The sequence below is a fragment of the Pseudomonas oryzihabitans NBRC 102199 genome, from assembly GCF_000730625.1.
In the GTDB taxonomy this organism is placed as follows: domain Bacteria; phylum Pseudomonadota; class Gammaproteobacteria; order Pseudomonadales; family Pseudomonadaceae; genus Chryseomonas; species Chryseomonas oryzihabitans.
On the sequence record NZ_BBIT01000013.1, the window covers coordinates 1 to 25,177 of the forward strand.

The window sequence follows — 25,177 nt, forward strand, 5'->3', positions numbered from 1 at the left end:
CTAACACCCAGCACCCCCGCTCAGTTCACTCTGGCGGGGGTGTTGTCTTTGGGGCGGGAAAAGTTTGGCCGGACGTCAGCATGCCTAGGCGCTGGGGGCAGATGATCGGCCAGCGGACACCTGACGCTACGTAGCTGAGGTTGCCCTCACCCTAGCCCTCTCCCGGGGGGGAGAGGGGACCAGGAGCGGAGTGGCGGAGAGGTTGGCGCAGGGCTGCCAGATGTGTGCTGCTGGCATTCCGCAAAGAGCAAAGGAGCTACAACAGCCCGGCTGCGCCGGGCTGTTGTGGCCATGGTGGTCCGCCGATGCCGCCGCTCCTGCTAGAAGGCATGCCGTAGGAGCGGCCCATGGCCGCGATCAGCTGGATGTTGGGCGTCGCTGCGCTCAACCCAACCTACCGCAGCGTTACGCGAGCAAGAAAAAGCCCGGCAGATGCCGGGCTTTTTGCGTTCTGGCAGGGGCTCACGCAGGTTCGGGCAGGGCCAGGTCGCGTTTGGCGATGTACTTCCAGTCGGCTTCGTCGATGTAGATGCCGCCGGGGCCGCTGCCGCCTTCGAGGTCGATGGCGACCTGGGCGCTGACCTGGGGTTTGACGCTGGCCAGGATGGGCACGAAGCCCAGTTGCTGGCTGGTCTCGATCAGCGCCTGCTGGTTGCGTTCGTCGATGTCGGCGGCTTCGTCCAGGTAGTAGGGCAGGCGGATCTTGGCAGCCTGCTCCCGGTCCATCAGGTGCAGCAACAGGTACATGTTGGTGAGCGCCTTGATGGTCATGGTGGTGCCGTTGGAGGCGGCGCCGTCGATGTCGGTGTGCAGGATCGGCTGGCCGCCCTGCTTGGTGATCTCGAAGGCCAGCTCGAAGAGGTCCTTGAGGCCGAGCTGGTTGCCGTTGGCGGCCACCAAACGCGCCAGGTATTCCTTGGCGTCCTCGTTCTTCTGGTCCTGGCTGCTGTCCTGGGTGAGATCGAAGACCGACAGGGTTTCGCCTTCCTCGTACTGACCGGCGCTGTGGATGATCTGGTCGATGTGCTTGAGCGCCTCCTTGTTCGGCGCCAGGACGATGCGGAAGCTCTCCAGATTGGAGACCTGCTTGCGATTGATCTCGCGGTTGAACAGCTGCAGCTGGTGTTCGAGGTTGTCGTAGTCGCTGCGGATGTTTCTCAGGGTCCGGGCGATGTCGGTGACGGCGGCGCGGCGGGCCTTGGCCAGGGTCAGGGCTTCGTCCTGGCGATGGGCATAGGCGTTGACCAGCAGCTGCAGGCGGCGCTCGGGATCTTCCTCGTTGTCGAACTTGGCGACGCCCTTGAGGCGGACCTGGGCATAGAGCGCCTCGATCTGGGTGTCGGCGCGCTGCAGGGCCTGCCAGGTGTCCTGGTAGTCGTTGAGCAGCGGCAGCAGGTTTTCCAGGGAATCGTCGACCGCCTCCATGAAGGGCGTGCCCTGGGGCAGATCGGTGGGCAGCAGCTGGCGGCGGCGCAGGGCGTCGGCCAGGGTGCGGTCCTTGGCTTCCAGGTCGGCCAGCTGGCGACCGATCAGCTGCAGCTTGGCGGAGAGTTGCTGGACGCGCTCGGTGAAGGCGTCGCCGGCGCGTCTCAGTTCGTCCTGGGCGGCTTCCAGCTGGGCCAGCTGTTCGAGCTTCTCGTTTTCCTCGGCACCCAGAGTTTGGCAGCGACGGAAGTCTTCCAGGGCCTTCTGGGCATCCAGGACCTGCTGGTAGAGGGCTTCGGCCTGGGCCTTGCTGGCCTGGCGGTCGAGACTGACACCCTGCTGCGCCTTGAGCTGCTTGAGTTCGCGCTCCAGGCGGTCCTTCTGGTCACGCAGGGCGGCGCGATCGGCGAGGGCCTGCAGGGTGGGTGGCTCGATGCCCGACAGGTCGAGGGACAGGCCCGGCAATTCGAGGCGATCGCCCTGGAAGCGCACCAGGATGCTTTCGAAGGTCTTTACCCAGTTGCCGTCTTCGCTCAGTTCGACGCCCTTGGGGCCGAGTGGCAGGCTGAACAGCTGGCCATTGAACAGCCGCATCAGGCGGTCGACGTCGGCCTGGCTGAATTCCTCGCGCAGGCGGGCGTAGCTGTTGTTGTCCGCGTGGTCGAGTTGCTGGCGAATAGCCTTGAGGCGCTGCTCCAGCTCGCGGACGCGCTGGTCTAGGTCTTCGCTGCTGAACTGGCGGGCCTGGGACAGGGCGCCGGCCAGTTCGTCGTGGGCGTCCTTGGCGGCCAGCAGCTGGGCTTCCAGGGGCGCGGTGGAGTCCACCAGGGCGAAGCGGTGCTTGAGCTGCGCCAGCTCGGCGAGCCAGCGCTGCAGGCTGCTGATCTCGCGCTCGCGGCGCATCAGTTCGCTGGTGCCGTCGCGCTGGCTCTGCTGCAGACCGTCCTGTTCCTGACGGTAGTGTTCGGTCTGGGCCAGGAGTTCGTCACGGCGGTCCAGGGCGTAGTGCTGCCAGGTGCCGAGCAGACTGTCGAGCAGCGGCGAGAGGCGATGCAGCTTGCCCCTCAGGCGGTCGCGTTGCTCGACGCCATTGGCCAGGGCTTCCACCAAGGGGCCGGCGGCGACCAGCGACTGGTAGTCCTGCTCCATGCGGCGCACGTCGCGGAAGGCTTCCTCGCAGGCGGCGATATAGTCGACGCTGCCGGATCTCAGGCTGTGCTCGAAGGCATCGAGAAACAGCTGCTTGAGCTTGGCCGCGGTGATCTCACGCATGTGCAGCAGGTTGATGAACAGGGCGCGGAAGGTCTTGAGACTCTGTTCGCTGGTGGATCGCAGCGGGATCAGGGTCAGGTCCAGCGGGATGCTGGTATGGCCGCCAACCAGCAGGCGACGCAATTCCTCGGGTTTGACCTCATAGGCCTTGAGGCCGGCGCGCTCCAGACTGGCGAAGAGTTCGCGCTGGCGCAGGCAGGCGCCGTCGCGCTGGTAATGGGCCAGGTCCAGTTCGCCGGCATAGGCGAAGAACTGGTGGCCGAAGCCACCGCCCGGGCCACGACCGGCCACACCGATGACGTGGGGGCCGTGGGCCAGGCGCAATTCGATGAGGATGTAGCTGGTGTCGGTGGCGAAGTAGAACTTGCGCGACTGCTCGTTGCTGTACTTGCCGAAGCTCATGTCGGAGAGCCGCGCCAGGATGGGGAATTGCAGGGCGTTGATCGAGGCGCTCTTGCCCAGGTTGTTGGCGCCGTAGACCGACAGCGGCTGTTCCAGTGGGAAGAGGCCGAGGCTGTAGCCGGCGGTGTTGAGCAGGGCGAAGCGGCTGATGCCGTAGCGGATCATAGGTCGAACTCCCGTTCTGCGGCGATGGCGCGGGCCAGGGCAGCCTCTTCGTCATCCTCGTCGGCACCTTCCTGTTCGCTGCCGTCTTCGTCGCTGGCGAGGGTCGGGGCCGGCAGCGGCAGGTCGCTGGCATGCAGACCAGCGGCCAGGTCGCGATCCTGCTGCACGGTCAGGCAGACATCGAGAAAGCGGTGCATGGGCGGCAGGAAGCGGTAGGTGCCGTTGCTGTCCAGGGCGAAGCCGAGCTGGGTCAGGCGGCGCAGGATCTTTTCCTCCAGCTCTTCCTGGGTGGTGACCTCGGCCTGCAGGAAGAGGTCGCGGTACTTGTCCAGCAGCGCCGGCAACTCGTGCCGGCCCAGGGTGCCGCCGTCGAGCACGGCCAGGGGGTCGCGGCCCTGGTCGGCCAGGTGCTCGACCAGGATGAAGGTGAACAGCGCCAGGCGCTGGGCGGTCTTGTTGACCTGGGCGCCCATCTGCTCGGGCACGAAGTAGTAGAAGCCGCGCGGATCGCAGACCAGTTCGAAGCCGAGGGCGCGGAACAGGGCGCGGTACTGGTCCTGCTGCTGGCTGAGCTGGGCGTAGCTCTCGGGCTCGCTGCGGGACAGGTGATAGCCCTTGAACAGCTCGCGAAAGATGGGCGCGAGCTGGGTCATTTCGTTGAGATCAAGTTGCATGGGCGTCGCTCGCGAGAGATCGGGCGGTCAGGGCGTAGGAGCACAGGCTGACGCGGTGTTCGAGGGTGTCGTAGTGGCGGCGGTCCAGGCGCTGGCGCTGGAAGCGCGCATCGCGGGACAGGCGCGAGAACCAGTAGAGCAACTCGTCGGTGTCGCCGGCCGGCTCCTGTTCCAGCAGCCAGGCCATGAGATCCGGCAGCGGCAGGGCGTCCTGGCAGAGATCGAGCATCTCGCGGGCGGTACGGGGCGCGGCCGGGCGTTCGCTTTCCCGCGGGCGACTGCTCTGGCTGGGAAAGCGCGCCGGTTTGGGCTCGAAGCGCGCCAGGGCGTAGACATAGCTTTCCACCTGGGCGGTGGTGCCGAGAAAGACGCTCTGCGGCCGGCTGAACAGGGGCAGGGCGGCCTGGGGCACGGCGTCGAGGCCCTTGCGGCGGATGGTGGCCAGGGCCAGGGCGGCGCCGCGGGTCACGGCATTGTGCCGACGCGCTTCCTCGCGCAGCGGCAGCAGCAATTCGCGGGCACGTCTGAGCGCCAGCTGGGCGGCGTTGTGCATCTCCAGGATGCGCGCCTGGGTGCGCAGCAGCAGGTCATCGTCGACCAGCTGGCCGAGGCGCTGCTGTTCGCCCAGCAGGTGCAGGAGCACCTGCTCGACGCGGTGGACGCCGCGCTCGAAAGCGCCGTCGGCGGCCACCAGCTGGATCATCGGCTCGACGTATTCGTCCCAGGTGGCCAGCACCTCGGCATAGCGCTGGCGCAGGGGGATCTGGCGATCGCTGGTCTTGGCGCGCTCGGCGACGCCCTCCAGGGCATGGCCGTCGTTGGCCAGCTTCTTGAGGACATCGCGCACGCGCATGTCCAGCAGGCGCAGCTGGCGAACGAGGTCGGGGCCGTCGCGGTTGTCGAAGGCTTCGCGGATGTGGCCGGCGAGGCGCTCCAGATGGCGCAGGTAGGCCTCGATTTCCAGGCACAGGCCCAGGCGGTGTTCGCGCCTGAGATAGCCGAGGAAGTCGTGGATCTGGCCATTGAGTTCGAAGCGATTGGGGCTCTTGGCCACCGGCACCAGGATGTCCAGACGGATCCAGGTGTCGAGGAGGGCGGTGAGGTCGGCCGGCGTGCGCTCGGGCAGCTGTTCGGCCAGGCGGGTACGCAACTCGGCCAGGCCCAGGGTGCCGCTGTCGAAGTGGGCGCACAGCGGGTCGATGAGGTGCCAGTGTTCGGCGAGGGTACGCAGGACGCGTTTGGGGTCGATCATGGCGGGGACCGCACCAGACAAAAGCGCCATTGTACTCCAGACGCCAGAGCCTTCGATGTGACCGCGGTGGGACCGATGGGCAGGGCGGCCTTTCGATCCGCGGCGATCCGCGCGACAATGCCGCCCCGCATAATCCCGCCGCGTGTCCGAAGGATCCGCCCATGTCCGACCCCGTCACCGCCACCAGCCCCGCGCTTGCCGCCGAGGCGCGTCGTCGCGCCTATCTGCAGGCGTTGCAGCTGGATGTCTGGGTGCCGCGCACGGGGTTGCCCTTCGCCGCGCCTTCGCGGCCGGAAGCCCTGTGGGTCGAGGAGCCGGAAGAGGCGCCCGTCGCCGCTCGGGTGGTCCGCCCGGAGCCGGTGGCCAAGGCCGCGCCGGTCGCTGCGGCAGCCGAGGCACCGGCGGCGCATCGGCCGCGTATCGAGATCCCGCGACCCGCGGCGGTGAAGCCCGTTGCTACTCCGGTGGCCGAGCCGGAACCGGAGCGGGCGCCGCCGCCACCGCGGGAGCCGGCGCCGCGCTTCGCCCTGCAGCTGCTCCAGGCCGGGCGTTGCCTGCTGCTGCTGGAGTTGCCCACCGGCGACACCCTGGGTTCGCGCGATCCCGCCTATCTGCTGCTGCGGGATCTGCTGCGCGCTGCCGGCCTGCCGGATACGCCGCGGATCGTCAGCGAAGAGCCGATTCGCTGGCCACTGCTCAACAGCGGCCAACTCGACCAGGGCCCGGCGGCAGCGGCCGAATTCGTGCAGAGCTTCGTCTCCGGGCACCAGGAGCGCCTGGGTGAAGGCCTGGGCCTCTGGCTGATCGGCGGCGCCGCGCGGCGCTGCAGTGGCGTCGAGGATGCGCAGCTCACGGGGGTGGAGCAGGACACCGCCCTGGGACCGGCCTGGCTGGTGCCGGGACTGGATATCTTGATGGAAGAGCCGGCCGCCAAGGCCGCGTTCTGGCAAGCCATGCGCCCGTTGCGGCGCCGCTGGATGGAACAGCAATGAACGATGCGGTGAGCTTTCGGCGGATGACCGAAGCCGATCTGAACACGGTATTGAAGATCGAATATCAGGCCTTCAGCCATCCCTGGACCCGCGGCATCTTCAGCGATGCGCTGAAGTCCTACGACTGCTGGGTGATGACGGCCGGCGAGCAGCAGGTGGGGCACGGGGTGATCAACGTCATCCTCGACGAGGCCCATCTGCTCAACATCACCATCAAACCGGAAAGCCAGGGGCGTGGTCTCGGCCTGCGGCTGCTGGAACACCTGCTGCAGGAAGCACGCAAGGCCAAGGCCAATGAGTGCTTTCTGGAGGTGCGCGCCAGCAACCAGGCGGCCTACCGGTTGTATGAACGCTATGGCTTCAACGAGATCGGCCGCCGGCGGGACTATTATCCCGCGGTCGGCGGCCGGGAAGATGCGCTGGTGATGGCCTGTACGCTGCTCGACTAGGCCTTCAGCGGCCTCAGTGATCGGCGCGCTTTTCGTCCAGGTCCAGACCGGTGTCCCCGGCGAGGTCTTCGTCGTTCGCATCCAGATCGGCGTAGCGGGCGTCCCTCTGGGTCTCGGCTTCGTTGGGTTCGTCGGCTTCGCCGTCCCAGGCCTGGCCGTCCAGGGGATGACTGCGACCGAGTTCGGCTTCGTCCTGGCCGGAGCCGCCGCCGATGTCGCTGTCCTCGACCACGCTCAGCTCCTTGTCGTTGGGCCAGGCATCGCCGTAGTCGGTCGGCGAGCGGGCACCCGTCTCGTCCAGCAGGGTCTCCGGACTGGCGTCGTCCATGGTCGGTTGATGATCCAGGGTCTCGCCACCGGTCATGCCGGCCTGGCGCACGCGCTCTTCGGGAAACTGGCCTTCGTAGTCGCGTTCATCCATCTCGTCGCCGGCACGGCCCTGACGCTCGTCCTTGCGATCGCTGAAGTCGAGTTCGCGCATGTCGCCCATGCGGTCCTGGATGTCGTCGATCTCTTCGGGGGTCTTGGTGATATCGGGCTTGTTCATGGTGGTCTCCAAAGGCAGGGCTGCTAGAGCATCTCCCTGAATCCGACTACGAGCCGGCAAGGGGAATTCCTCGGCACTGCCGGAAGGTGTGAACGAACCATACGGTGACCCGGCAGTCGTACCTTCCATGATCGACCTCGACAGCCTCACCTCATCGGGCCAGCCGCTGGCCTTCTTCTTCGATCTGGATGGCACCCTGGCAGAACTGCAGCCACGTCCGGAACAGGTTTTCATTCCCGCCGAAACCCTCGCTGCGCTCGAGCAGCTGGCGCGCCACCATGGCGTCGCCGTGGTCTCCGGGCGACCGCTGGCGGAGATCGACGGATTCACCAGGCCGCTGCAACTGCCGGCGGCTGGCGTACATGGTGCCGAATGGCGCGATCCCCAAGGCGAGATCCATCGGGTGACCCTGGACGCCGCGGTGCTGGCGCAGGTCGGCGCCCGCCTGGAAGCGGCCCTGGCCGACCATCCGGACCTGCTGCTGGAGCGCAAGAGCGTGGCCTTCGCCCTGCATTATCGCCAGGCGCCGGACAAGGAAGCCCTGGTGCGCGAACTGGCCGAAGGCATCGCCGCCGACCATCCCGAATTCAAGTTGCAACCGGGCAAGTGCGTCTTCGAACTCAAGCCCGCTGCGGCGAGCAAGGGCGAGGCCATCGCCCGTTTTCTCGAACTGGAACCCTTTGCCGGCTGCCTGCCGGTGTTTCTCGGCGACGATCGTACCGATGAAGAGGGGTTCACTGTCGTCAATGCGCGAGGCGGTCTGACCGTCAAGGTAGGAGAGGGGGAGACGGTCGCCAAGACCCGCCTGCCTTCGGTGGAAGCGGTAGCCCTCTGGCTGCAGCAGCTGAGCCGTGACCTCGCGCCACATTATAAGCAAGGAGATTAGGATGAGCCGTTTAGTGGTGGTATCGAATCGGGTGGCCCCGATCGAAGAAGGCAAGGCGACCGCGGGTGGTCTGGCAGTGGGCGTACTGGATGCCCTGCGCAAGTCGGGCGGCATCTGGTTCGGCTGGAACGGCGAGACGGTCAAGGAAAACGGGCCGGCCAAGACCCAGACCAAGGACAACATCGACTACGTGACCTTTGGCCTGACCAAGCGCGACTACGACCACTACTACCGCGGTTTTTCCAACGCCACCCTCTGGCCGATCTTCCACTACCGGATCGATCTGGCGCGCTACAACCGTGAAGAGTACGACGGCTATCGGCGCGTCAACATGGCCATGGCCGAACGCCTGAAGTCCCTGCTCAAGCCCGATGACATCATCTGGGTGCACGACTATCACCTGATTCCCTTCGCCGAAGCCTGCCGCATGCTGGGTATCCGCAACCGCATCGGCTTCTTCCTGCACATTCCCTTTCCGGCGCCGGAAATCCTCACCGCGATCCCGCCGCACAACGAATTGCTCAAGACCCTGTGCTTCTACGACCTGATCGGCTTCCAGACCGATACCGACCAGCTGGCCTTCCAGGATTACATCACCCGCGAGGTACGCGGCGTGCTGGAGAAGGACGGTAGCCTGACCGCCTACGGGCATAACTTCCGGGTGGGCGTCTATCCCATCGGCGTGATGCCGGACGTCATCCAGAAGCAGGCCGAGTCCTATCGCACGCGGCGCCAGTTCATCTCGCGCAGCATTGAGGGCGTGCCCTACAAGACCATCGTCAGCGTCGACCGACTCGACTACTCGAAGGGGCTGGTGGAGCGCTTCCAGGCGTTCGAGAAGCTGCTGGAGCATTTCCCCGAGCATCACCGGGCGGTGCAGTTCGTGCAGATCGCGCCCTCGTCGCGGGCGGACGTGGTCTCCTACCAGAACATCCGCCGTCAGCTGGAGAGCCATGCCGGCCATATCAACGGGCATTTCTCCGAGCTGGACTGGACGCCGATCCGCTACCTGAACAAGAGCTATGACCGGCGCACGGTGATGGGGCTGTTCCGCTCCTCCGACGTGGGTCTGGTGACGCCGCTGCGCGATGGCATGAACCTGGTGGCCAAGGAGTACGTGGCGGCCCAGGACCCGGAGAATCCCGGCGTGCTGGTGCTGTCGCGCTTCGCCGGAGCGGCGCGCGAACTCAACTCCGCGCTGATCGTGAATCCCTATGACCATGTCGGCATGGCCGAGGCGCTGGACCGGGCGCTGCGCATGCCGCTGGAAGAGCGCAAGTCGCGCTATGAGGACATGATGCGGGTGATCCGCCAGGCCGACCTGGCCTCCTGGCGCGACAACTTCCTGCGCGACCTGCGGGCCTTCAGCTCCAAGGCGCTGGTGCAGTCCATCGACACCCAGGACGCAGCGGCTGTGGAAGAGGTGGAGAGCAAGCAGAAGGTCGCGCTGTAAGCTGCTTGCGCGGTGATCGAGCCCGGCCTAGGCCGGGCTTTTTCATGGGCGGGGCTGAGGTTGGCGTGAAGGGGGCCCTCACCCTAGCCCTCTCCCGGGGGGAGAGGGGACGAAGAGCGGTGCTGCCTGTGGCTTGGGTCTGCTTGGGCGGGACTTATCCGTGGGGCGGGCAAGCTGTCCAAAGGGGGGGGAGCGGCGGGGCCCTCACCCTAGCCCTCTCCCGGGGGGAGAGGGGACGAAGAGCGGTGCTGCCTGTGGCTTGGGTCTGCTTCTGCAGGACTTATCCGTGGGGCGGGCAGGCTGTTCAGGAGAGGGAGCGGCGGTGCCCTCACCCTGGCCCTCTCCCGGAGGGAGAGGGGACTAAGAGCGGTGCCACGGTGGACTTTTTCGAGGGCAATAAAAAAGGGCCAGCTTACGCTGACCCTTGAAAATAGGTGGTGGCTACGCAGGGACTTGAACCCCGGACCCCAGCATTATGAATGCTATGCTCTAACCAGCTGAGCTACGTAGCCATCCGAGGCGCGCATTATTGGCAAGGCGCCGGTAGCTGTCAAGCCTTCTGCTCAAGAAATTTCTGTTTGTCGATCAAGCGTTTGCGCAGCCCTGCCGGGGCCTGGCCGGCTGCTGCGTCCGGCCGCTCCCGGCTAGTCGTCCTCGTCCAGCGGCAACTGGATCTCGTCCATCTTCAGCTCCAGGCGATAGCCCAGGGCCAGGAACAGCGCCTGGCACAGGCAGAGGGTGGCGCTCAGGGAGCGGAAGGCGAAGGCGCTGCCCTCGTTGACCAGCAGCAGCGAATCGGCGCGCTTGGCCAGGGGCGAGAGGTTGCTGTCGGTGATGATCAGCGTCTTGGCCTTGTGGTGCTGGGCGATGCGCACGCACTGCTGACTTTCCTTGCCATAGGGGCTGAAGCTGATGGCGATCAGCAGGTCGCCCTGGGCGATGCTGCGCATCTGCTCGCGATAGCCGCCGCCCAGGCCGGTGATGAGGTGGATGCGCTTGTTGGTGTGCTGCAGGTTGTAGACCAGGTAGTCGGCCACGGCGAAGGAGCGGCGCACCCCCACCACATAGATGTTCTCGGCGTTCACCAGCAGGTCGACGGCCTTGTCGAAGGCGGCGTCGTCCAGTTCCTCGGCCAGTCGATCCAGACCCGAGCGGGTGGCGTTGATGCATTCGCGGGCCAGATCGCCGCTGCTGGCGCGCTGGCTCTTGTTGGCGATCATGCTGCGGATGCGCTGCTGGTAGTTCTGCACCGGCGTGGTCTTGTGGGTGTAGGCCTCGCGAAACAGCGCCTGCATCTCGCTGAAGCCCTTGAAGCCGAAGCGCTGGGAGAAGCGCACGATGGCCGAGGGGTGCACCTCGCACTGCCCGGCGATATCGCTGATGCGATCCACCATGACCCTGTCGCTCTGCTGGCTGACATAGGCGGCCACCCGTTTCAGCTGGCGCGGCAGGGCCTCGTAGTCACGGGCGATGCAGGCCAGCAACTGCTCGACGTTGCCGGGCGGATCGGCCAGCGGCGCGCTGCTGAGGGGGTCGTCGGCCGGGGAGTCGGAGGACATGGGCTATCTCACGGTAGGGATTCTTGTGCCGGCAACTTAACCCATTCGCCGGGCGGCGTCGAAGTGGGGCGGCAGGAGCAGTGTACGCCAGTTATGGAAATTAAATTCCATAAAATCTAATGTGGAAAATTTGTTGATTTGTCCGCGGCGTCGTTCTAGCCTGAGCTCACTCACACGTTCGGCCCCTCGGGTCCGCGCGGTTGGCCGATAACAATAAGCAGGAGCCACCCATGGATGATCATTTCTTCGCCAGCGGGCGCCAGTTGGATGTCATCTGCCTGGGGCGACTGGGCGTCGACCTCTATGCGCAGCAGATCGGGGCGCCGCTGGAAGACGTCAGCAGCTTCGCCAAGTACCTGGGGGGATCCTCCGCCAACATCGCCTTCGGCACCGCGCGCCTGGGATTGAAGTCGGCGATGCTGACCCGGGTCGGCGACGACCACATGGGGCGCTTCCTGACCCGGACGCTGGCGCAGGAAGGCTGCGACACCCGCGGCATCCAGGTGGATCGCGAGCGCCTTACTGCCCTGGTGCTGCTGGGCATCAAGGACCGCGAGACCTTTCCCCTGGTGTTCTATCGTGAGAATTGCGCCGACATGGCGCTGGGCGCGGACGACATCGACGAGGCCTTCATCGCCAGCGCCAAGGCGCTGTTGATCACCGGTACCCACTTCTCCACCGAGGGCGTGTTCCAGGCCAGCAGCCGGGCCCTGGACTATGCCGAGCGTAATGGCGTGAAGCGGGTGCTGGACATCGACTACCGCCCGGTGCTCTGGGGGCTGACCGGCAAGGCCGATGGCGAGACCCGTTTCATCGCCAGTGCCGAGGTCAGCGCCCATGTGCAGCGCATCCTGCCGCGCTTCGACCTGGTGGTGGGCACCGAGGAGGAATTCCAGATCGCCGGGGGCAGCGAAGACCTGCTCACCGCGCTGCGCCGGGTGCGCGAGGTGACCGCGGCGACCCTGGTGGTCAAGCTCGGCGCCCAGGGCTGCACGGTGCTCCACGGCGCCATCCCGGCGCGTCTCGAGGACGGCGAGATCCATCGTGGTATCCGCGTCGAAGTGCTCAATGTGCTGGGCGCCGGCGATGCCTTCATGTCCGGCTTCCTGCGCGGCTGGCTGACCGGTGGCGACGATGCCGAATGCTGCCGGCTGGCCAATGCCTGCGGCGGACTGGTGGTGTCGCGCCATGGCTGCGCCCCGGCCATGCCGACCCTGGCCGAACTGGACTACCTCCACCACAGTCCGGTGCCCATCACCCGACCCGACCTCGATCCCGTGCTCACCCGGCTGCACCGGGTCAGCGTCCGCCACCGCGCCTGGCAACAGCTGTTCATCTTCGCCTTCGATCACCGCTACCAGCTGGTGGAAAGCGCCCAGCAGGTGGGCGCCGATCCGGCGCGGATTCCGGCGCTCAAGCAGTTGTTCGTCCAGGCCATCGAGCAGGTCGAACAGGATCTGGCGCGGCAGGGCGTGGCGGCCAATGTCGGGCTGCTGGCCGACGAGCGTTTCGGCCAGGATGCGCTGAACGCCGCCACCGGCCGTGGCTGGTGGGTGGCGCGGCCGGTGGAGCTGCAGAACTCGCGGCCGCTGGCCTTCGAACACGGTCGCTCGGTGGGCAGTAATCTGCTGAGCTGGCCGGGCGAACAGATCATCAAGTGCCTGGTGCAATTCCACCCGGACGACGAGCCGCTGCTGCGCCTGGAGCAGGAAGCCCAGCTGAAGGGGCTGTACCAGGCGGCCCAGGCCAGCGGTCATGAACTCCTGCTGGAGGTCATCCCGCCGAAGAACCATGCGTCCAGCCGGCCGGACGTGCTCTATCGCGCCATCAAGCGGCTGTACAACCTGGGCATCTATCCCGAGTGGTGGAAGATCGAGGCGCAGCCGGCCGCCGTCTGGAGGCAACTCGACCAGTTGATTGCCGAGCGCGATCCCCATTGCCAGGGCGTTGTGCTGCTGGGCCTCAACGCCCCGGCCGAGGAGCTGGCCGAAGGCTTTCGGCAGGCCAGTGCCAGCCAGCGCTGCCGGGGTTTCGCCGTGGGCCGGACCATCTTCGCCCAGCCGAGTCGGGCCTGGCTGGCCGGCGAGCTCGACGACCGCGCGCTGATCGCGCAGATCCGCAGCAACTTCGAATTCCTGATCCAGGCCTGGCGCGACGCCCGCGCCTGATCGCCTCCTGACGAGCAAGGCTGACATGACCGCACAACAACAACTCAAGATCGGCATCAACCCCATCTCCTGGGCCAACGACGACCTGCCGGCCCTGGGCGGCGACACCCCGCTGGAAACCATCCTGCGCGAGGGCAAGGAAATCGGCTTCCAGGGCTTCGAGCTGGGCGGCAAGTTTCCCAGCGAGCCGAAGGCGCTGGGCGAGGTGCTCGGCGAGCATGACCTGGAACTGGTGTCCGGCTGGTATTCCAGCGGTCTGGCGCACCGTGACGTCGAGGCCGAAATCGAGGCGATCCGTCCCCATTGCCGGCTGCTGGCCGAGAACGGCGCCAGGGTACTGGTCTATGGCGAGGTGGCCGGCTCCATCCAGGGGCAGCGGATTCCCCTGATCGAGCGGCCGCGCTTCCACAGCGACGCCGCCTGGCAGACCTATGCCGAGAAGCTCGATCGGCTGGCCGCCTTCACCCTGACCCAGGGCCTGCGCCTGGCCTATCACCACCACATGGGCGCCTATGTGGAAGCGCCCGAGGACATCGCCCGGCTGATGGCGCTGACCTCTCCGGACGTCGGCCTGCTGTTCGATGCCGGTCACTGCTACATGGGCGGTGGCGATCCCCTGAGCGTGCTGCAGCAACATATCGACCGGGTCTGCCATGTGCACTTCAAGGACGTGCGCAAGGCCGTGGTGCAGCTGGCGCGCAACAACCAGTGGAGCTTTCCGGATTGCATCCTCAACGGCACCTTCACCGTGCCGGGGGATGGCGACATCGACTTCTCGGCGCTGCTCAAGGTGCTGGTTGCCGCCGGCTACCAGGGCTGGCTGGTGGTGGAAGCCGAGCAGGACCCGGCCGTGGCGCCGGCCTACGAATACGCCAAGAAGGGCTACGACCATCTGCGCCAGCTGGTGGCGCAGGCCACTGCCTGAGGAGACCTGTGATGAATCTGCTCGTCAAAGCCGACCGGAGCGCCCGCGACATCGTCAGTGTCCCGGCCGGTGCCCTGGACTATGTCGGCTTCGCCGCCCATCGCCTGCAAGCGGGCGAGTCCCTGCCGGTGCTGGCGGGTGACCTGGAGGTCTGCATCGTGCTGCTCAGCGGCGGCGCCAGTATCGAAGGCGGGCATCCGCAACTGGGCGACTTCGCCTGGCGCGGACTGGCCGGTCGCCAGAGCGTCTTCGAGGACGTCTCGCCCTATGCCGCCTACCTGCCGCCCGGTAGCGAGGCGCGGGTGACCGCCGACAGCATCGCCGAAATCGCCGTCTGCACCTCGCCGGGCAATCCGGTGGTGGCAGACCGGCTGCCGCCGCGGCTGATCGAGCCGGCGAGCATGCAGCGATCCACCCGCGGCAAGGGCGCCAATACCCGTTATGTCTGCGACATCCTGCCGGACACGGCGGCGGCCCATTCGCTGCTGGTGGTGGAGGTGCGCACCCCGTCCGGGCATTCCTCCAGCTATCCGCCCCATCGCCATGACCGCGACAACCTGCCGGCGGAGAGTCTGCTGGAGGAGTCCTACTACCACCGCATCGATCCGGGACAGGGCTTCGTCTTCCAGCGCGTCTACACCGACGAGCGCGATCTGGACCAGGCCATGGCGGTGGAGGACCACGACGTGGTGCTGGTGCCGCGCGGCTATCACCCGGTCAGCGTGCCCTATGGCTACGAGTCCTATTACCTCAACGTGATGGCCGGCCCCAAGCGGGTCTGGAAATTCCACAACGATCCGCAGCACGAGTGGCTGCTGACGCGCTAATCCCTTTCGCACGCGCCGCAGCGGCGACCCCCAGGCCACCAGGAGCCAGAACATGAGCGACACCCCCGTCATCGGGCACTACATCAACGGCGCGGTCTCGACCCAGGCCGAGCGTTTCAGCGACGTCTTCAACCCGGCCGAGGGCGTGGTCAAGGCGCGGGTCGCCCAGGCCACGGTGCAGACCGTGGACCAGGCCGTCGCCGCCGCCAAGGCGGCCTTTCCCGAGTGGTCCGAGCAATCGGCGCTGCGGCGGGCGCGCATCCTGTTCCGCTTCAAGGAGCTGCTCGACCAGCACCACAGGGAACTGGCGGCACTGATCACCCGCGAGCACGGCAAGGTGCTGTCCGACGCCATGGGCGAGGTGACCCGCGGCATCGAGGTGGTGGAATTCGCCTGCGCCGCGCCGCACCTGGCCAAGACCAGCTACAGCGACAACATCGGCGGCGGCATCGACAACTGGAATCTGCGCCAGCCGCTGGGCGTGTGCGCCGGCATCACCCCCTTCAATTTTCCGGTGATGGTGCCGCTGTGGATGATTCCCATGGCGCTGGCCACCGGCAACACCTTCATCCTCAAGCCCTCCGAGCGCGATCCCTCCGCCAGCCTGTTGCTCGCCGACCTGCTCAAGCAGGCGGGGCTGCCGGATGGCGTATTCAACGTGGTCCAGGGTGACAAGGTGGCGGTGGACGCGCTCCTGCAGCACCCGGACGTGGAGGCCATCTCCTTCGTCGGCTCCACGCCCATCGCCGAGTACATCCACCAGGAAGGCACCCGCCGCGGCAAGCGCGTCCAGGCCCTGGGTGGCGCCAAGAACCACATGATCGTGATGCCCGACGCCGACCTGGACCAGGCCGCCGACGCCCTGATCGGTGCCGGTTTCGGTTCGGCCGGCGAGCGCTGCATGGCCATCTCCATCGCCGTGGCTGTGGGCGAGGTGGGTGATGCCCTGATCGAGAAACTGCTGCCGCGCATCGACGCCCTGCGGGTACGCAACGGCGTGGAAAGCGACGCCGACATGGGCCCACTGGTGACCGGTCAGCACAAGGCCAAGGTCGAGGGCTACATCACCAAGGGGGTGGAGGAGGGCGCCAGGCTGCTGGTCGATGGCCGTAACTTCAAGGTGCCCGGCGCCGAGAATGGCTTCTTCGTTGGCGCCACCCTGTTCGACGGCGTGACCCCGGAGATGACCATCTACAAAGAGGAAATCTTCGGCCCGGTGCTGGGCATCGTGCGGGTGCCGGACTTCGCCAGTGCGGTGGCGCTGATCAACGCCCACGAATTCGGCAACGGCGTCTCCTGCTTCACCAGCGACGGCGGCATCGCCCGCGCCTTCGCCCGCACCATCAAGGTGGGCATGGTCGGCATCAACGTGCCCATCCCGGTGCCCATGGCCTGGCATTCCTTCGGCGGCTGGAAGAGGTCGCTGTTCGGCGATCACCACGCCTATGGCGAGGAAGGCTTGCGCTTCTACACCCGCTACAAGAGCGTGATGCAGCGCTGGCCCGACAGCATCGCCAAGGGCGCCGAATTCAGCATGCCCACCGCCAAGTGACCGGGGAGAAGCCATGAGCACCCAACGTCTGACCATGGCCCAGGCCCTGGTGAAATTTCTCGACAACCAGTACCTCAGAGTCGATGGCGTCGAGACTAAGTTCGTCGCCGGCGTCTTCACCATCTTCGGCCACGGCAACGTGCTCGGTCTGGGCCAGGCGCTGGAGCAGGAGGCCGGTGACCTGGTGGTGCACCAGGGCCGTAACGAGCAGGGCATGGCCCATGCCGCCACCGGTTTCGCCAAGCAGAAGCTGCGCCGGCAGATCTATGCCTGCACCTCCTCGGTGGGGCCGGGCGCGGCCAACATGCTGACCGCCGCGGCCACCGCCACCGCCAACCGCATTCCGCTGCTGCTGTTGCCCGGTGACGTTTATGCCAGTCGCCAGCCCGATCCGGTGCTGCAGCAGATCGAGCAATTTCACGACCTGTCGATCAGCACCAACGATGCCTTCCGCGCGGTGAGCAAGTACTGGGATCGCATAAACCGCCCCGAGCAGCTGATGAGCGCGGCGATCAACGCCATGCGCGTGCTGACCGATCCGGCCGAGACCGGCGCCGTGACCCTGGCGCTGCCCCAGGATGTCCAGGGCGAGGCCTACGACTATCCCGACTACTTCTTCGCCAAGCGGGTGCACCGCCTGGATCGCCGGCCGCCGGTGGCCGCCGCCATCGAAGAGGCGGTGCAGCTGCTCAGGCGCAAGCGCAAGCCGCTGCTGATCTGCGGCGGTGGCGTGAAGTATTCCGGCGCCGCCGAGGCCCTGCAGCGCTTCGCCGAGCGCTTCGAGATTCCCTTCGCCGAGACCCAGGCCGGCAAGAGCGCGGTCGTCTCCAGCCACGAACTCAATGTCGGCGGTATCGGCGAGACCGGCTGCCTGGCCGCCAACCTGCTGGCGCTGGAAGCGGATCTGATCATTGGCGTGGGCACCCGCTACACCGATTTCACCACCTCCTCGAAATGGCTCTACCAGCATCCCGAGGTGGAATTCCTCAATCTCAACGTGGCCGCCTTCGACGCCGGCAAGCTCGACGGCCTGGCCGTGGTGGCCGATGCCCGCGAAGCCCTCCTGGCCCTGACCGAGGCGCTAGGGGCTACCGACTACCGCGCCGGCTGGGGCGGTCAGGTCGGAGAGGCGCGCGAGCGCTATCGCCAGGAGGTGGAACGGGTCTATGCGGTTGGCTACACCGGCGCCGACTTCGTACCGGAGATCGACGACGACCTGCCGCGCGCGGTGCTGGAGGAATTCGTCCGCCTGACCGGTTCGTCCCTGACCCAGAGCCAGGTGCTCGGCCGCCTCAACGAGCGGCTGGACGACGACGCCATCATCGTCGCCGCCGCCGGCAGTCTGCCCGGTGACCTGCAGCGCGCCTGGCAGAGCAAGGGCGTCAACACCTATCACCTGGAATACGGCTATTCCTGCATGGGCTACGAGATCAACGCCGCCCTGGGGGTGAAGCTGGCCGAGCCCGAGCGCGAGGTCTATGCGCTGGTGGGTGATGGTTCCTACCAGATGCTGCACTCGGAGCTGGCCACCTCCATCCAGGAGCGGCGCAAGATCAACGTGGTGCTGCTCGACAACATGACCTTCGGTTGCATCAACAACCTGCAGGTCGGCCATGGCATGGGCAGCTTCGGCACCGAATTCCGCTACCGCAATCCGGAGACCGGCCGGCTCGACGGCGACTTCGTGCCGGTGGACTTCGCCATGAGCGCCGCCGCCTACGGCTGCAAGACCTACAGCGTGCGCACCCTGGAGGAGCTGGAAGCGGCCCTGGCCGATGCCCGGCGGCAGACGGTTTCCACCCTGATCGACATCAAGGTGCTGCCCAAGACCATGCTGCACGGCTACCTGTCCTGGTGGCGAGTAGGCGGCGCCGAGGTCGCCACCAGCGAAAAGATCGCCGCCGTCGCCCGTGTGCTCAGGGAAAAAGCCGCCCAGGCCCGCCAGTACTGAGCGCCGCTCACTCCACAACAAGTCCAAAAGTCCAAATCGGAGAATGAAGTCATGACCTTGAACATCGGTGTCATCGGGACCGGCGCCATCGGCCGCGAACACATCCGCCGCCTGAGCCACACCCTGCTGGGCAGTCGCGTGGTGGCGGTGACCGACATCAACGCCGAACAGGCCGCCCGGGTGGTCCAGGAGCTGGGCATCGCCGCCGAGGTCTACCCGGACGGCCATGCGCTGATCGCCGCGGCGGACGTCCAGGCGGTGCTGGTAGCTTCCTGGGGCCCGACCCACGAGGAATACGTGCTGGCCGCCATCGCCGCCGGCAAGCCGGTGTTCTGCGAAAAGCCCCTGGCGACCACCGCCGAGGGCTGCCGGCGCATCGTCGAGGCCGAGCAGGCCCACGGCAAGCGGCTGGTGCAGGTGGGTTTCATGCGGCCCTACGACGCCGGTTATCGCCAGCTCAAGGCAGTGGTCGACGCCGATCGCATCGGCGCGCCGCTGATGATCCACGCCGCTCACCGCAATCCCACGGTGAGCGAGCACTACAGCACCGACATGGCCATCACCGACACCCTGATCCACGAGATCAATGTGCTGGCCTGGCTGCTGGACGATCACTACGTCTCCGCCCAGGTGGTCTTTCCGCGCAAGGCGCCGGCGGCGCGCGAGCACCTGCGCGATCCCCAGGTGGTGCTGCTGGAAACGGCCAAGGGCGTGCGCATCGACGTCGAGGTGTTCGTCAATTGCCAGTACGGCTACGACATCCAGTGCGAGATCGTCGGCGAGCGCGGCATCGCCCGCCTGCCGGAGCCGACCTCGGTGCAGTTGCGCAGCGAGGCGCGGCTGTCCAACGAGATCCTGATGGACTGGAAGGACAGATTCATCGCCGCCTACGACGTGGAGCTGCAGGCCTTCATCGACGACCTCGCCGCTGGCCAGCTGACTGGGCCATCGTCCTGGGACGGCTATATCGCCGCGGTCACCGCCGACGCCTGCATCAAGGCGCAGGACAGCGGCGCCATCGAGCCGGTGACCCTGCCCAGCCGGCCGGCCTTCTACGATTAGGTCACCCGCAGGGATGAGCTGCCTGCAGGGGAGGCTCCGCACGTGAGAATCGGACTGGTCGGCTACGACGGCCCCGGGCGCCTGCTGCAGGCGCCGCTGATCGCCAGTACCCCGGGTGCCCAGCTGGTGGGGCTGGTGACCGGCTCGCCGGCGCCAGGCGCCGAGCTGAGCAGGGCGTATCCCGGCGTCACCTGCCATGCCGACATGGCCGGTCTGATCGCTGCCGGGGTGGACAGCCTGGTGATCGCCACGCCCCTCGGCGAACGGGAGGCGCAGGTGCGGGAGGCGTTGCTGCGGGGCCTGCCGGTGGTCTGCGCGTCGCCGCTGGCGAGGACCCTGGCAGAAGCCGAGGAGCTGCTGGCGCTGGCCGAACGGCGTGGCGTCCCGCTCTGCATCCATCAACCGCGCCGCTGGGATTCGGATCTGCTTACCCTGGCCCGCCTGCTGCGCGAGAAGCGCCTGGGACGGGTACGCCTCTTCGAGTCGCGCCTGCAACTGACGGACCTGACCGCGGCGGGCCTGGGCACCGAGGCGGGCCTGCTCCTCGAACTGGGCAGCCATCTGGTGGACCAGGCGCTGCTGCTGTTCGGGCCGGTCGAACGGGTCTATGCCGAGGCGCAGTTCCCCCGTGGCGATCCCGCGCGGGAGCGGGAATTCTTTCTGTCCCTGCGTCATCGCTCGGGGGTGGTCTCGCACCTTTCGGGCAGCGGCCTGCAGCGCTGTCCGCAGCGGTTGCGGGTGGTCGGCGAGCGAGGCGTCTATAGCGTCGATGGCCTGGACGGCCAGGCCGCGGCCCTGCGCCAGGGGCGTACCCCGCGCAGCGAAAAGGGCAGCTGGGGCGCCGAGGAACATCAGCGCTGGGGCTGGTTGAGCGTGGGCGAGGAGCGCTCGCGGGTGCCGAGCGAACGGGGCCGCTGGGACCTGTTCTACGAAGGCTGGCTGGCCGCCCTGACCCAGGGCGCGCCCTTGCCGGTCACGCCGCGGGAAACCCTGGCCTGCCTGGCGATCCTGGAGGCGGCGCGGCAGAGTGCCCGAACGGGCGAAAGCCTGGCGGTAGAGGGCCGCGCAGAGACGGCGGAGCGGTCGCTGACAGGTGCCCAGGGACGCGCACGGCGGTCGTCCGCGAATGTCGAATGAAATTTCTATTTTGCTCTTGTTGTGGAATTAAATTTCCAATAGAGTCGAGAGCAGTTGCACACACGAGTCACCAGGGCCGTGCGCCCCGACAACAATAATAGGTGCCGTCACATGAACCACTCCACGCATTCCTTCCGTCTCGTCCTCGCCACCGTGCACCGCCTCAAGGTGCAGCGTCCCTCCCGGCTGCTCGCCTTGCTGGGCCGGCTGTTCTGCCACGAGCGCAGCGGCGCCGTGCTCTGCGCCTCGCCCGGCGCCGCGGTGTTCTACCGCCCCCACTGATCCCCACGCTGTCCGGCGTCCGCCCAGGCTCCGCCCGGTTCAAGACCGCGTGGCGCCCGAGGTGCGCCTGGCCGTTGCGTCTGCCTGATCCCCTTGCTGATCGTCACCCCACGAATGGAGCCTGAACCATGCAGAAAAAAACTCGCTTTGCCACCCTGGCGCTGTCGCTGCTGCTGGGCAGCAGCGCGGCCCTGGCGGACCTCAAGGTCGGGATGACCATGTCGTCGTTCGACGACAACTACCTCACCTATGTGCGCGAATACATGACCAAGAAGGCCAAGACCGACGGCGTGCAGCTGCAATTCGAGGACGCCCGCAACGACGTGGTCAAGCAGCTCAGCCAGGTGCAGAGCTTCATCAGCCAGAAGGTCGATGCGGTCATCGTCAATCCGGTGGACACCGCCGCCACCCGGACCCTGACCGAGGCCGCCACCAAGGCCGGCGTGCCCATCGTCTACATCAACCGCCGCCCCGACGATCCCAAGTTGCCGGCGGGCGTGGTGGCGGTGACCTCCGACGACAAGGAAGCCGGCCGCCTGCAGGCTCAGTACGTGGCGGACAAGCTCGGCGGCAAGGGCCAGGTGGCCATCCTGCTGGGCGACCTGGCCAACAACTCCACCCACAACCGCACCGCCGGGGTGAAGGAAGTCCTGGCCAAGTACCCGGACATCAAGATCGTCGAGGAGCAGACCGCGGCCTGGCAGCGCGACAAGTCCATGGACCTGACCAGCAACTGGCTGCTGGCCGGCAAGGAGCTCAACGCCATCTTCGCCAACAACGACGAGATGGCCATCGGCGCGGCCATGGCCCTGCGTCAGGCCGGCAAGAAGGACGTGCTGGTCACCGGGGTCGACGGTACGCCGGATGGCTTGGCCGCCATCAAGCGGGGCCTGGTGACGGTCTCGGTGTTCCAGGACGCCAAGGGCCAGGCCGAAGGGGCCCTCGATGCGGCGCTCAAGATGATCAACAAGACCCCGGGCGAGCAGAATGTGTTGATTCCCTTCCGCCTGATCACCCCAGAAAACGTCGCCGAATTCCAGGCCATGACCAAATGACCTGAGGCGCCGCGGCTGCCCTGGAATGAGGGCAGGGCGCCGCGACAGCACGGTTTTCCACACCAAACGGGCAGTCCGGCAGCGGACTGCCCGTTTCGTCTATTCGGGGCCTTTCCACCCGGCGCCAGTTGGGCAGGAAACCGGTGATCGTTATCACCTAAAAATTCCAAAAATATATTGACTGGAATTTATTTTCCAATAGAGTCGAGAGCAAGCCAAGACGTACAGCGGCACGCTTGCCTCGGCGAGCGCGCCCTTCAACAAGAATAAAAGGTGCCGTCATGCCATCCCGCTTCCTGTCCCTGCATGGGTCTCCGATCTCCTGTCCGCCGGGCACCTGTCAGCACCTGACGAATGCCGTCACGGCCAGCCCTGCGCCCCGCACCCCTCACTGACCAGCGGCCCGCGCCGCCCGGTCGGCGCCCGCGAGGAGATCGTGATCATGCTCAGTTCCGCCACCCCTGCCACAGCTCCCGCCCCTGCGCCCACGGCCGCACCCAGCGAATACCTGCTGGAAATCGTCGACGTCACCAAGGAGTTTCCCGGCGTCAAGGCGTTGTCCCACGTGCAGCTGCGGGTGCGTCCCGGCACCGTGCTGGCGCTGATGGGCGAGAACGGTGCGGGCAAGTCGACGCTGATGAAGATCATCGCCGGCATCTACCAGCCCGATGCCGGCGAGGTGCGGCTGCGCGGCGTGCCGGTGCGCTTCGAGACGCCGCTGCAGGCGCTGCAGTCGGGGATCGCCATGATCCACCAGGAACTCAACCTGATGCCCTTCATGACCATCGCCGAGAACATCTGGCTGGGTCGCGAACCGCTCAATGCCCTGCACCTGGTGGACCACGGCAAGATGCGTCGCCAGACCCAGGCTCTGCTGGACCGGCTGCGCATCGCCCTGGATCCGGAAGACAGCGTGGGCAGCCTGTCCATCGCCGGGCGGCAGATGGTGGAAATCGCCAAGGCGGTGTCCTACGACAGCGACGTGCTGATCATGGACGAACCCACCTCGGCCATCACCGAGACCGAGGTGGCGCACCTGTTTTCCATCATTGCCGACCTCAAGGCCCAGGGTAAGGGCATCGTCTACATCACCCACAAGATGGACGAGGTGTTCCAGATCGCCGACGAGGTCGCGGTGTTCCGCGATGGCCAGTACATCGGCCTGCAGCGCGCCGACAGCATGAACGGCGACGGCCTGATCGCCATGATGGTGGGGCGCGAACTGACCCAGCTGTTCCCGGAACGCACCGCGCCGCGTGACGAGGTGCTGCTGTCGGTGCGCGACCTGGGGCTGGACGGGGTGTTTTCCGGCGTCTCCTTCGACCTGCGCGCCGGCGAGGTGCTGGGCATCGCCGGGCTGATGGGCTCGGGGCGCACCAACGTCGCCGAGACGCTGTTCGGGGTGACCCCGGCCACCGCCGGCGAGATCCGCATCGATGGCCAGCCGGTGCGCATGAACGATCCCTGCCTCGCCATCCAGAAAGGCCTGGCGCTGCTTACCGAGGACCGCAAGGACACCGGCATCTTTCCCTGCCTGTCGGTGGGGGAAAACATGGAGGTGGCAGTGCTGAACGGCTTCGCCAGCGGCGGCTTCGTGCAGCAGCAGCGCCTCGATCAGCTCTGCGAGGAGATGCGCCAGCAGCTGCGGGTGAAGACCCCCTCGCTGGACCAGTGCATCGCCAACCTCTCCGGCGGCAACCAGCAGAAGGCGCTGATCGCCCGCTGGCTGATGACCCGCCCGCGCATCCTCATCCTCGACGAGCCCACCCGCGGCATCGACGTCGGTGCCAAGGCCGAGATCTACCGGTTGATCGCCAAGCTGGCCGCCGAGGGCCTGGCGGTAATCATGATTTCTTCCGAACTGCCCGAGGTCCTGGGCATGAGCGACCGGGTGATGGTGATGCACGAAGGCACCGTCACCGGCTTTCTCGATCGCGGCGAAGCCACCCAGGAGCGGGTCATGCACCTGGCCTCGGGCAATCCCGTACTGCACTAGCGCGCGTCACGCGCGGCGGGTGCCTGCCCGCCGCCTCCGGCCTATAACGAGGTAGAACAAGATGAGTGCCCTCCTGGACAAGAAAACCGCCGAGCTACCCACCGCGCGCCCACGGCGCCGCATCCCCACCGAACTGGGCATCCTGCTGGTGCTACTGGGCATCGGCCTGGCCTTCGAGGCCTTCGGCTGGGTGCTGCGCGACCAGAGTTTCCTGATGAATTCCCAGCGCCTGGTGCTGATGATCCTGCAGGTCTCGATCATCGGCCTGCTGGCCATCGCCGTGACCCAGGTGATCATCACCACCGGCATCGACCTTTCCTCCGGCTCGGTGCTAGCGCTGTCGGCCATGGTGGCGGCGAGTCTGGCCCAAACCTCGGACTTCGGCCGCGCGGTGTTTCCCTCGCTGACCGACCTGCCGGTCTGGGTGCCGGTCATGGCCGGCCTAGGGGTCGGGCTGCTGGCCGGTGCCATCAACGGCAGCATCATCGCCGTCACCGGCATCCCGCCCTTCATCGCCACCCTCGGCATGATGGTCTCGGCCCGCGGCCTGGCGCGCTACTACACCGAAGGCCAGCCGATCAGCATGCTGTCCGACAACTACACCGCCATCGGCGCCGGGGCCATGCCGGTGATCATCTTCCTGGTGGTGGCGGTGATCTTCCACATCGCCCTGCGCTACACCAAGTACGGCAAGTACACCTATGCCATCGGCGGCAACATGCAGGCCGCGCGCATCTCCGGCATCAACGTCAAGAAGCACCTGATCATCGTCTACAGCATCGCCGGCCTGCTGGCGGGCCTGGCCGGGGTCGTGGCTTCGGCCCGCGCCGCCACCGGCCAGGCCGGCATGGGCATGTCCTACGAACTGGACGCCATCGCCGCGGCGGTGATCGGCGGCACCAGCCTGGCGGGTGGGGTAGGGCGCATCACCGGCACCGTGATCGGCGCCCTGATCCTCGGCACCATGGCCAGCGGCTTCACCTTTCTCGGGGTGGACGCCTACGTCCAGGACATCATCAAGGGGCTGATCATCGTGGTCGCCGTGGTTATCGACCAGTACCGCAACAAGCGCAAGGCCAAGCGCTAGGGCTGGCGCTTTCCCCTTTCCCTGGGAGAGGACCGCGCCTGCACCCGACCGCTCTTCCC

20 protein-coding genes and 1 tRNA gene are annotated in these 25,177 nt (G+C 66.7%); 15 read left to right on the top strand and 6 right to left on the bottom strand.

Features of this window, described 5'->3' with window-relative positions; genetic code table 11:
* Positions 1-462: 462 nt before the first annotated feature.
* From mksF to mksB, 3 genes are read right to left on the bottom strand one after another with little or no spacing between them, the layout of a single operon-like run.
* A complete protein-coding gene (mksF, locus tag POR01S_RS13770; RefSeq protein WP_042136505.1) occupies positions 463-3,264 on the bottom strand; it encodes an Mks condensin complex protein MksF in 2,802 nt (933 codons plus the stop codon).
* On the bottom strand, positions 3,261-3,938 hold the full coding sequence (gene mksE / locus POR01S_RS13775) for an Mks condensin complex protein MksE (protein WP_007161498.1): 678 nt from the start codon (positions 3,936-3,938) through the stop codon (positions 3,261-3,263). Before mksE ends, mksF begins: the two co-directional genes overlap by 4 nt.
* Complete coding sequence (gene mksB / locus POR01S_RS13780; RefSeq protein WP_042136507.1) at positions 3,928-5,190, bottom strand: Mks condensin complex protein MksB; 1,263 nt, start codon at positions 5,188-5,190, stop codon at positions 3,928-3,930. The genes mksE and mksB overlap by 11 nt, the downstream gene beginning before the upstream one ends.
* A gap of 161 nt (positions 5,191-5,351) precedes the next feature.
* Between mksB and POR01S_RS13785 the strand changes: the two genes are divergently transcribed.
* The gene (locus POR01S_RS13785) at positions 5,352-6,182 is read left to right on the top strand and encodes a hypothetical protein (protein WP_042136509.1); all 831 of its coding nucleotides are present in this window, start codon (positions 5,352-5,354) and stop codon (positions 6,180-6,182) included.
* Positions 6,179-6,631, top strand: a complete 453-nt coding sequence (gene rimI / locus POR01S_RS13790; RefSeq protein ID WP_007161501.1) for a ribosomal protein S18-alanine N-acetyltransferase — start codon at positions 6,179-6,181, stop codon at positions 6,629-6,631. The genes POR01S_RS13785 and rimI overlap by 4 nt, the downstream gene beginning before the upstream one ends.
* 13 nt (positions 6,632-6,644) lie before the next feature.
* On the opposite strand, the gene POR01S_RS13795 is transcribed toward rimI, so the two are convergent.
* Positions 6,645-7,178, bottom strand: a complete 534-nt coding sequence (locus POR01S_RS13795; RefSeq protein ID WP_027602836.1) for a hypothetical protein — start codon at positions 7,176-7,178, stop codon at positions 6,645-6,647.
* A gap of 127 nt (positions 7,179-7,305) precedes the next feature.
* On the opposite strand from POR01S_RS13795, the gene otsB reads away from it, so the two are divergent.
* Positions 7,306-8,064: a trehalose-phosphatase gene (gene otsB / locus POR01S_RS13800; protein WP_027599132.1), complete on the top strand. Its 759-nt coding sequence runs from the start codon at positions 7,306-7,308 to the stop codon at positions 8,062-8,064.
* A gap of 1 nt (position 8,065) precedes the next feature.
* On the top strand, positions 8,066-9,517 hold the full coding sequence (gene otsA / locus POR01S_RS13805; protein WP_042136511.1) for an alpha,alpha-trehalose-phosphate synthase (UDP-forming): 1,452 nt from the start codon (positions 8,066-8,068) through the stop codon (positions 9,515-9,517).
* A gap of 435 nt (positions 9,518-9,952) precedes the next feature.
* Here otsA and POR01S_RS13810 read toward each other — a convergent pair.
* A tRNA-Met gene (locus POR01S_RS13810) sits at positions 9,953-10,029 on the bottom strand.
* Positions 10,030-10,161: 132 nt separating this feature from the next.
* On the bottom strand, positions 10,162-11,076 hold the full coding sequence (locus POR01S_RS13815) for a MurR/RpiR family transcriptional regulator (RefSeq protein ID WP_027599134.1): 915 nt from the start codon (positions 11,074-11,076) through the stop codon (positions 10,162-10,164).
* A gap of 230 nt (positions 11,077-11,306) precedes the next feature.
* Between POR01S_RS13815 and POR01S_RS13820 the strand changes: the two genes are divergently transcribed.
* The 11 genes from POR01S_RS13820 (at position 11,307) to POR01S_RS13865 (ending at position 25,118) form a co-directional block, all read left to right on the top strand.
* The gene (locus tag POR01S_RS13820; protein ID WP_042136514.1) at positions 11,307-13,244 is read left to right on the top strand and encodes a bifunctional 5-dehydro-2-deoxygluconokinase/5-dehydro-2-deoxyphosphogluconate aldolase; all 1,938 of its coding nucleotides are present in this window, start codon (positions 11,307-11,309) and stop codon (positions 13,242-13,244) included.
* A gap of 25 nt (positions 13,245-13,269) precedes the next feature.
* Positions 13,270-14,169 carry a myo-inosose-2 dehydratase gene (gene iolE / locus POR01S_RS13825; protein WP_042136516.1) on the top strand — a complete coding sequence of 300 codons (900 nt, stop codon included), beginning with the start codon at positions 13,270-13,272 and terminating at the stop codon, positions 14,167-14,169.
* A gap of 11 nt (positions 14,170-14,180) precedes the next feature.
* Positions 14,181-14,996 carry a 5-deoxy-glucuronate isomerase gene (gene iolB / locus POR01S_RS13830; protein WP_027599137.1) on the top strand — a complete coding sequence of 272 codons (816 nt, stop codon included), beginning with the start codon at positions 14,181-14,183 and terminating at the stop codon, positions 14,994-14,996.
* 52 nt (positions 14,997-15,048) lie between these two features.
* The gene (locus POR01S_RS13835) at positions 15,049-16,548 is read left to right on the top strand and encodes a CoA-acylating methylmalonate-semialdehyde dehydrogenase (RefSeq protein ID WP_042136518.1); all 1,500 of its coding nucleotides are present in this window, start codon (positions 15,049-15,051) and stop codon (positions 16,546-16,548) included.
* 13 nt (positions 16,549-16,561) lie between these two features.
* Positions 16,562-18,499 carry a 3D-(3,5/4)-trihydroxycyclohexane-1,2-dione acylhydrolase (decyclizing) gene (iolD, locus tag POR01S_RS13840; RefSeq protein WP_042136520.1) on the top strand — a complete coding sequence of 646 codons (1,938 nt, stop codon included), beginning with the start codon at positions 16,562-16,564 and terminating at the stop codon, positions 18,497-18,499.
* A 51-nt stretch (positions 18,500-18,550) separates the two neighbouring features.
* A complete protein-coding gene (gene iolG / locus POR01S_RS13845; RefSeq protein ID WP_042136522.1) occupies positions 18,551-19,561 on the top strand; it encodes a bifunctional inositol 2-dehydrogenase/D-chiro-inositol 1-dehydrogenase in 1,011 nt (336 codons plus the stop codon).
* Positions 19,562-19,603: 42 nt separating this feature from the next.
* A complete protein-coding gene (locus POR01S_RS13850; protein ID WP_042136524.1) occupies positions 19,604-20,698 on the top strand; it encodes a Gfo/Idh/MocA family protein in 1,095 nt (364 codons plus the stop codon).
* A 111-nt stretch (positions 20,699-20,809) separates the two neighbouring features.
* On the top strand, positions 20,810-20,980 hold the full coding sequence (locus POR01S_RS23705) for a hypothetical protein (protein WP_156045028.1): 171 nt from the start codon (positions 20,810-20,812) through the stop codon (positions 20,978-20,980).
* A 128-nt stretch (positions 20,981-21,108) separates the two neighbouring features.
* Positions 21,109-22,035 carry a sugar ABC transporter substrate-binding protein gene (locus tag POR01S_RS13855; RefSeq protein ID WP_042136526.1) on the top strand — a complete coding sequence of 309 codons (927 nt, stop codon included), beginning with the start codon at positions 21,109-21,111 and terminating at the stop codon, positions 22,033-22,035.
* A gap of 442 nt (positions 22,036-22,477) precedes the next feature.
* Positions 22,478-24,031, top strand: coding sequence for a sugar ABC transporter ATP-binding protein (locus tag POR01S_RS13860; RefSeq protein WP_042136528.1), 1,554 nt, complete (start codon positions 22,478-22,480; stop codon positions 24,029-24,031).
* 61 nt (positions 24,032-24,092) lie between these two features.
* Positions 24,093-25,118, top strand: a complete 1,026-nt coding sequence (locus POR01S_RS13865) for an ABC transporter permease (protein ID WP_007161522.1) — start codon at positions 24,093-24,095, stop codon at positions 25,116-25,118.
* Positions 25,119-25,177: the final 59 nt, after the last annotated feature.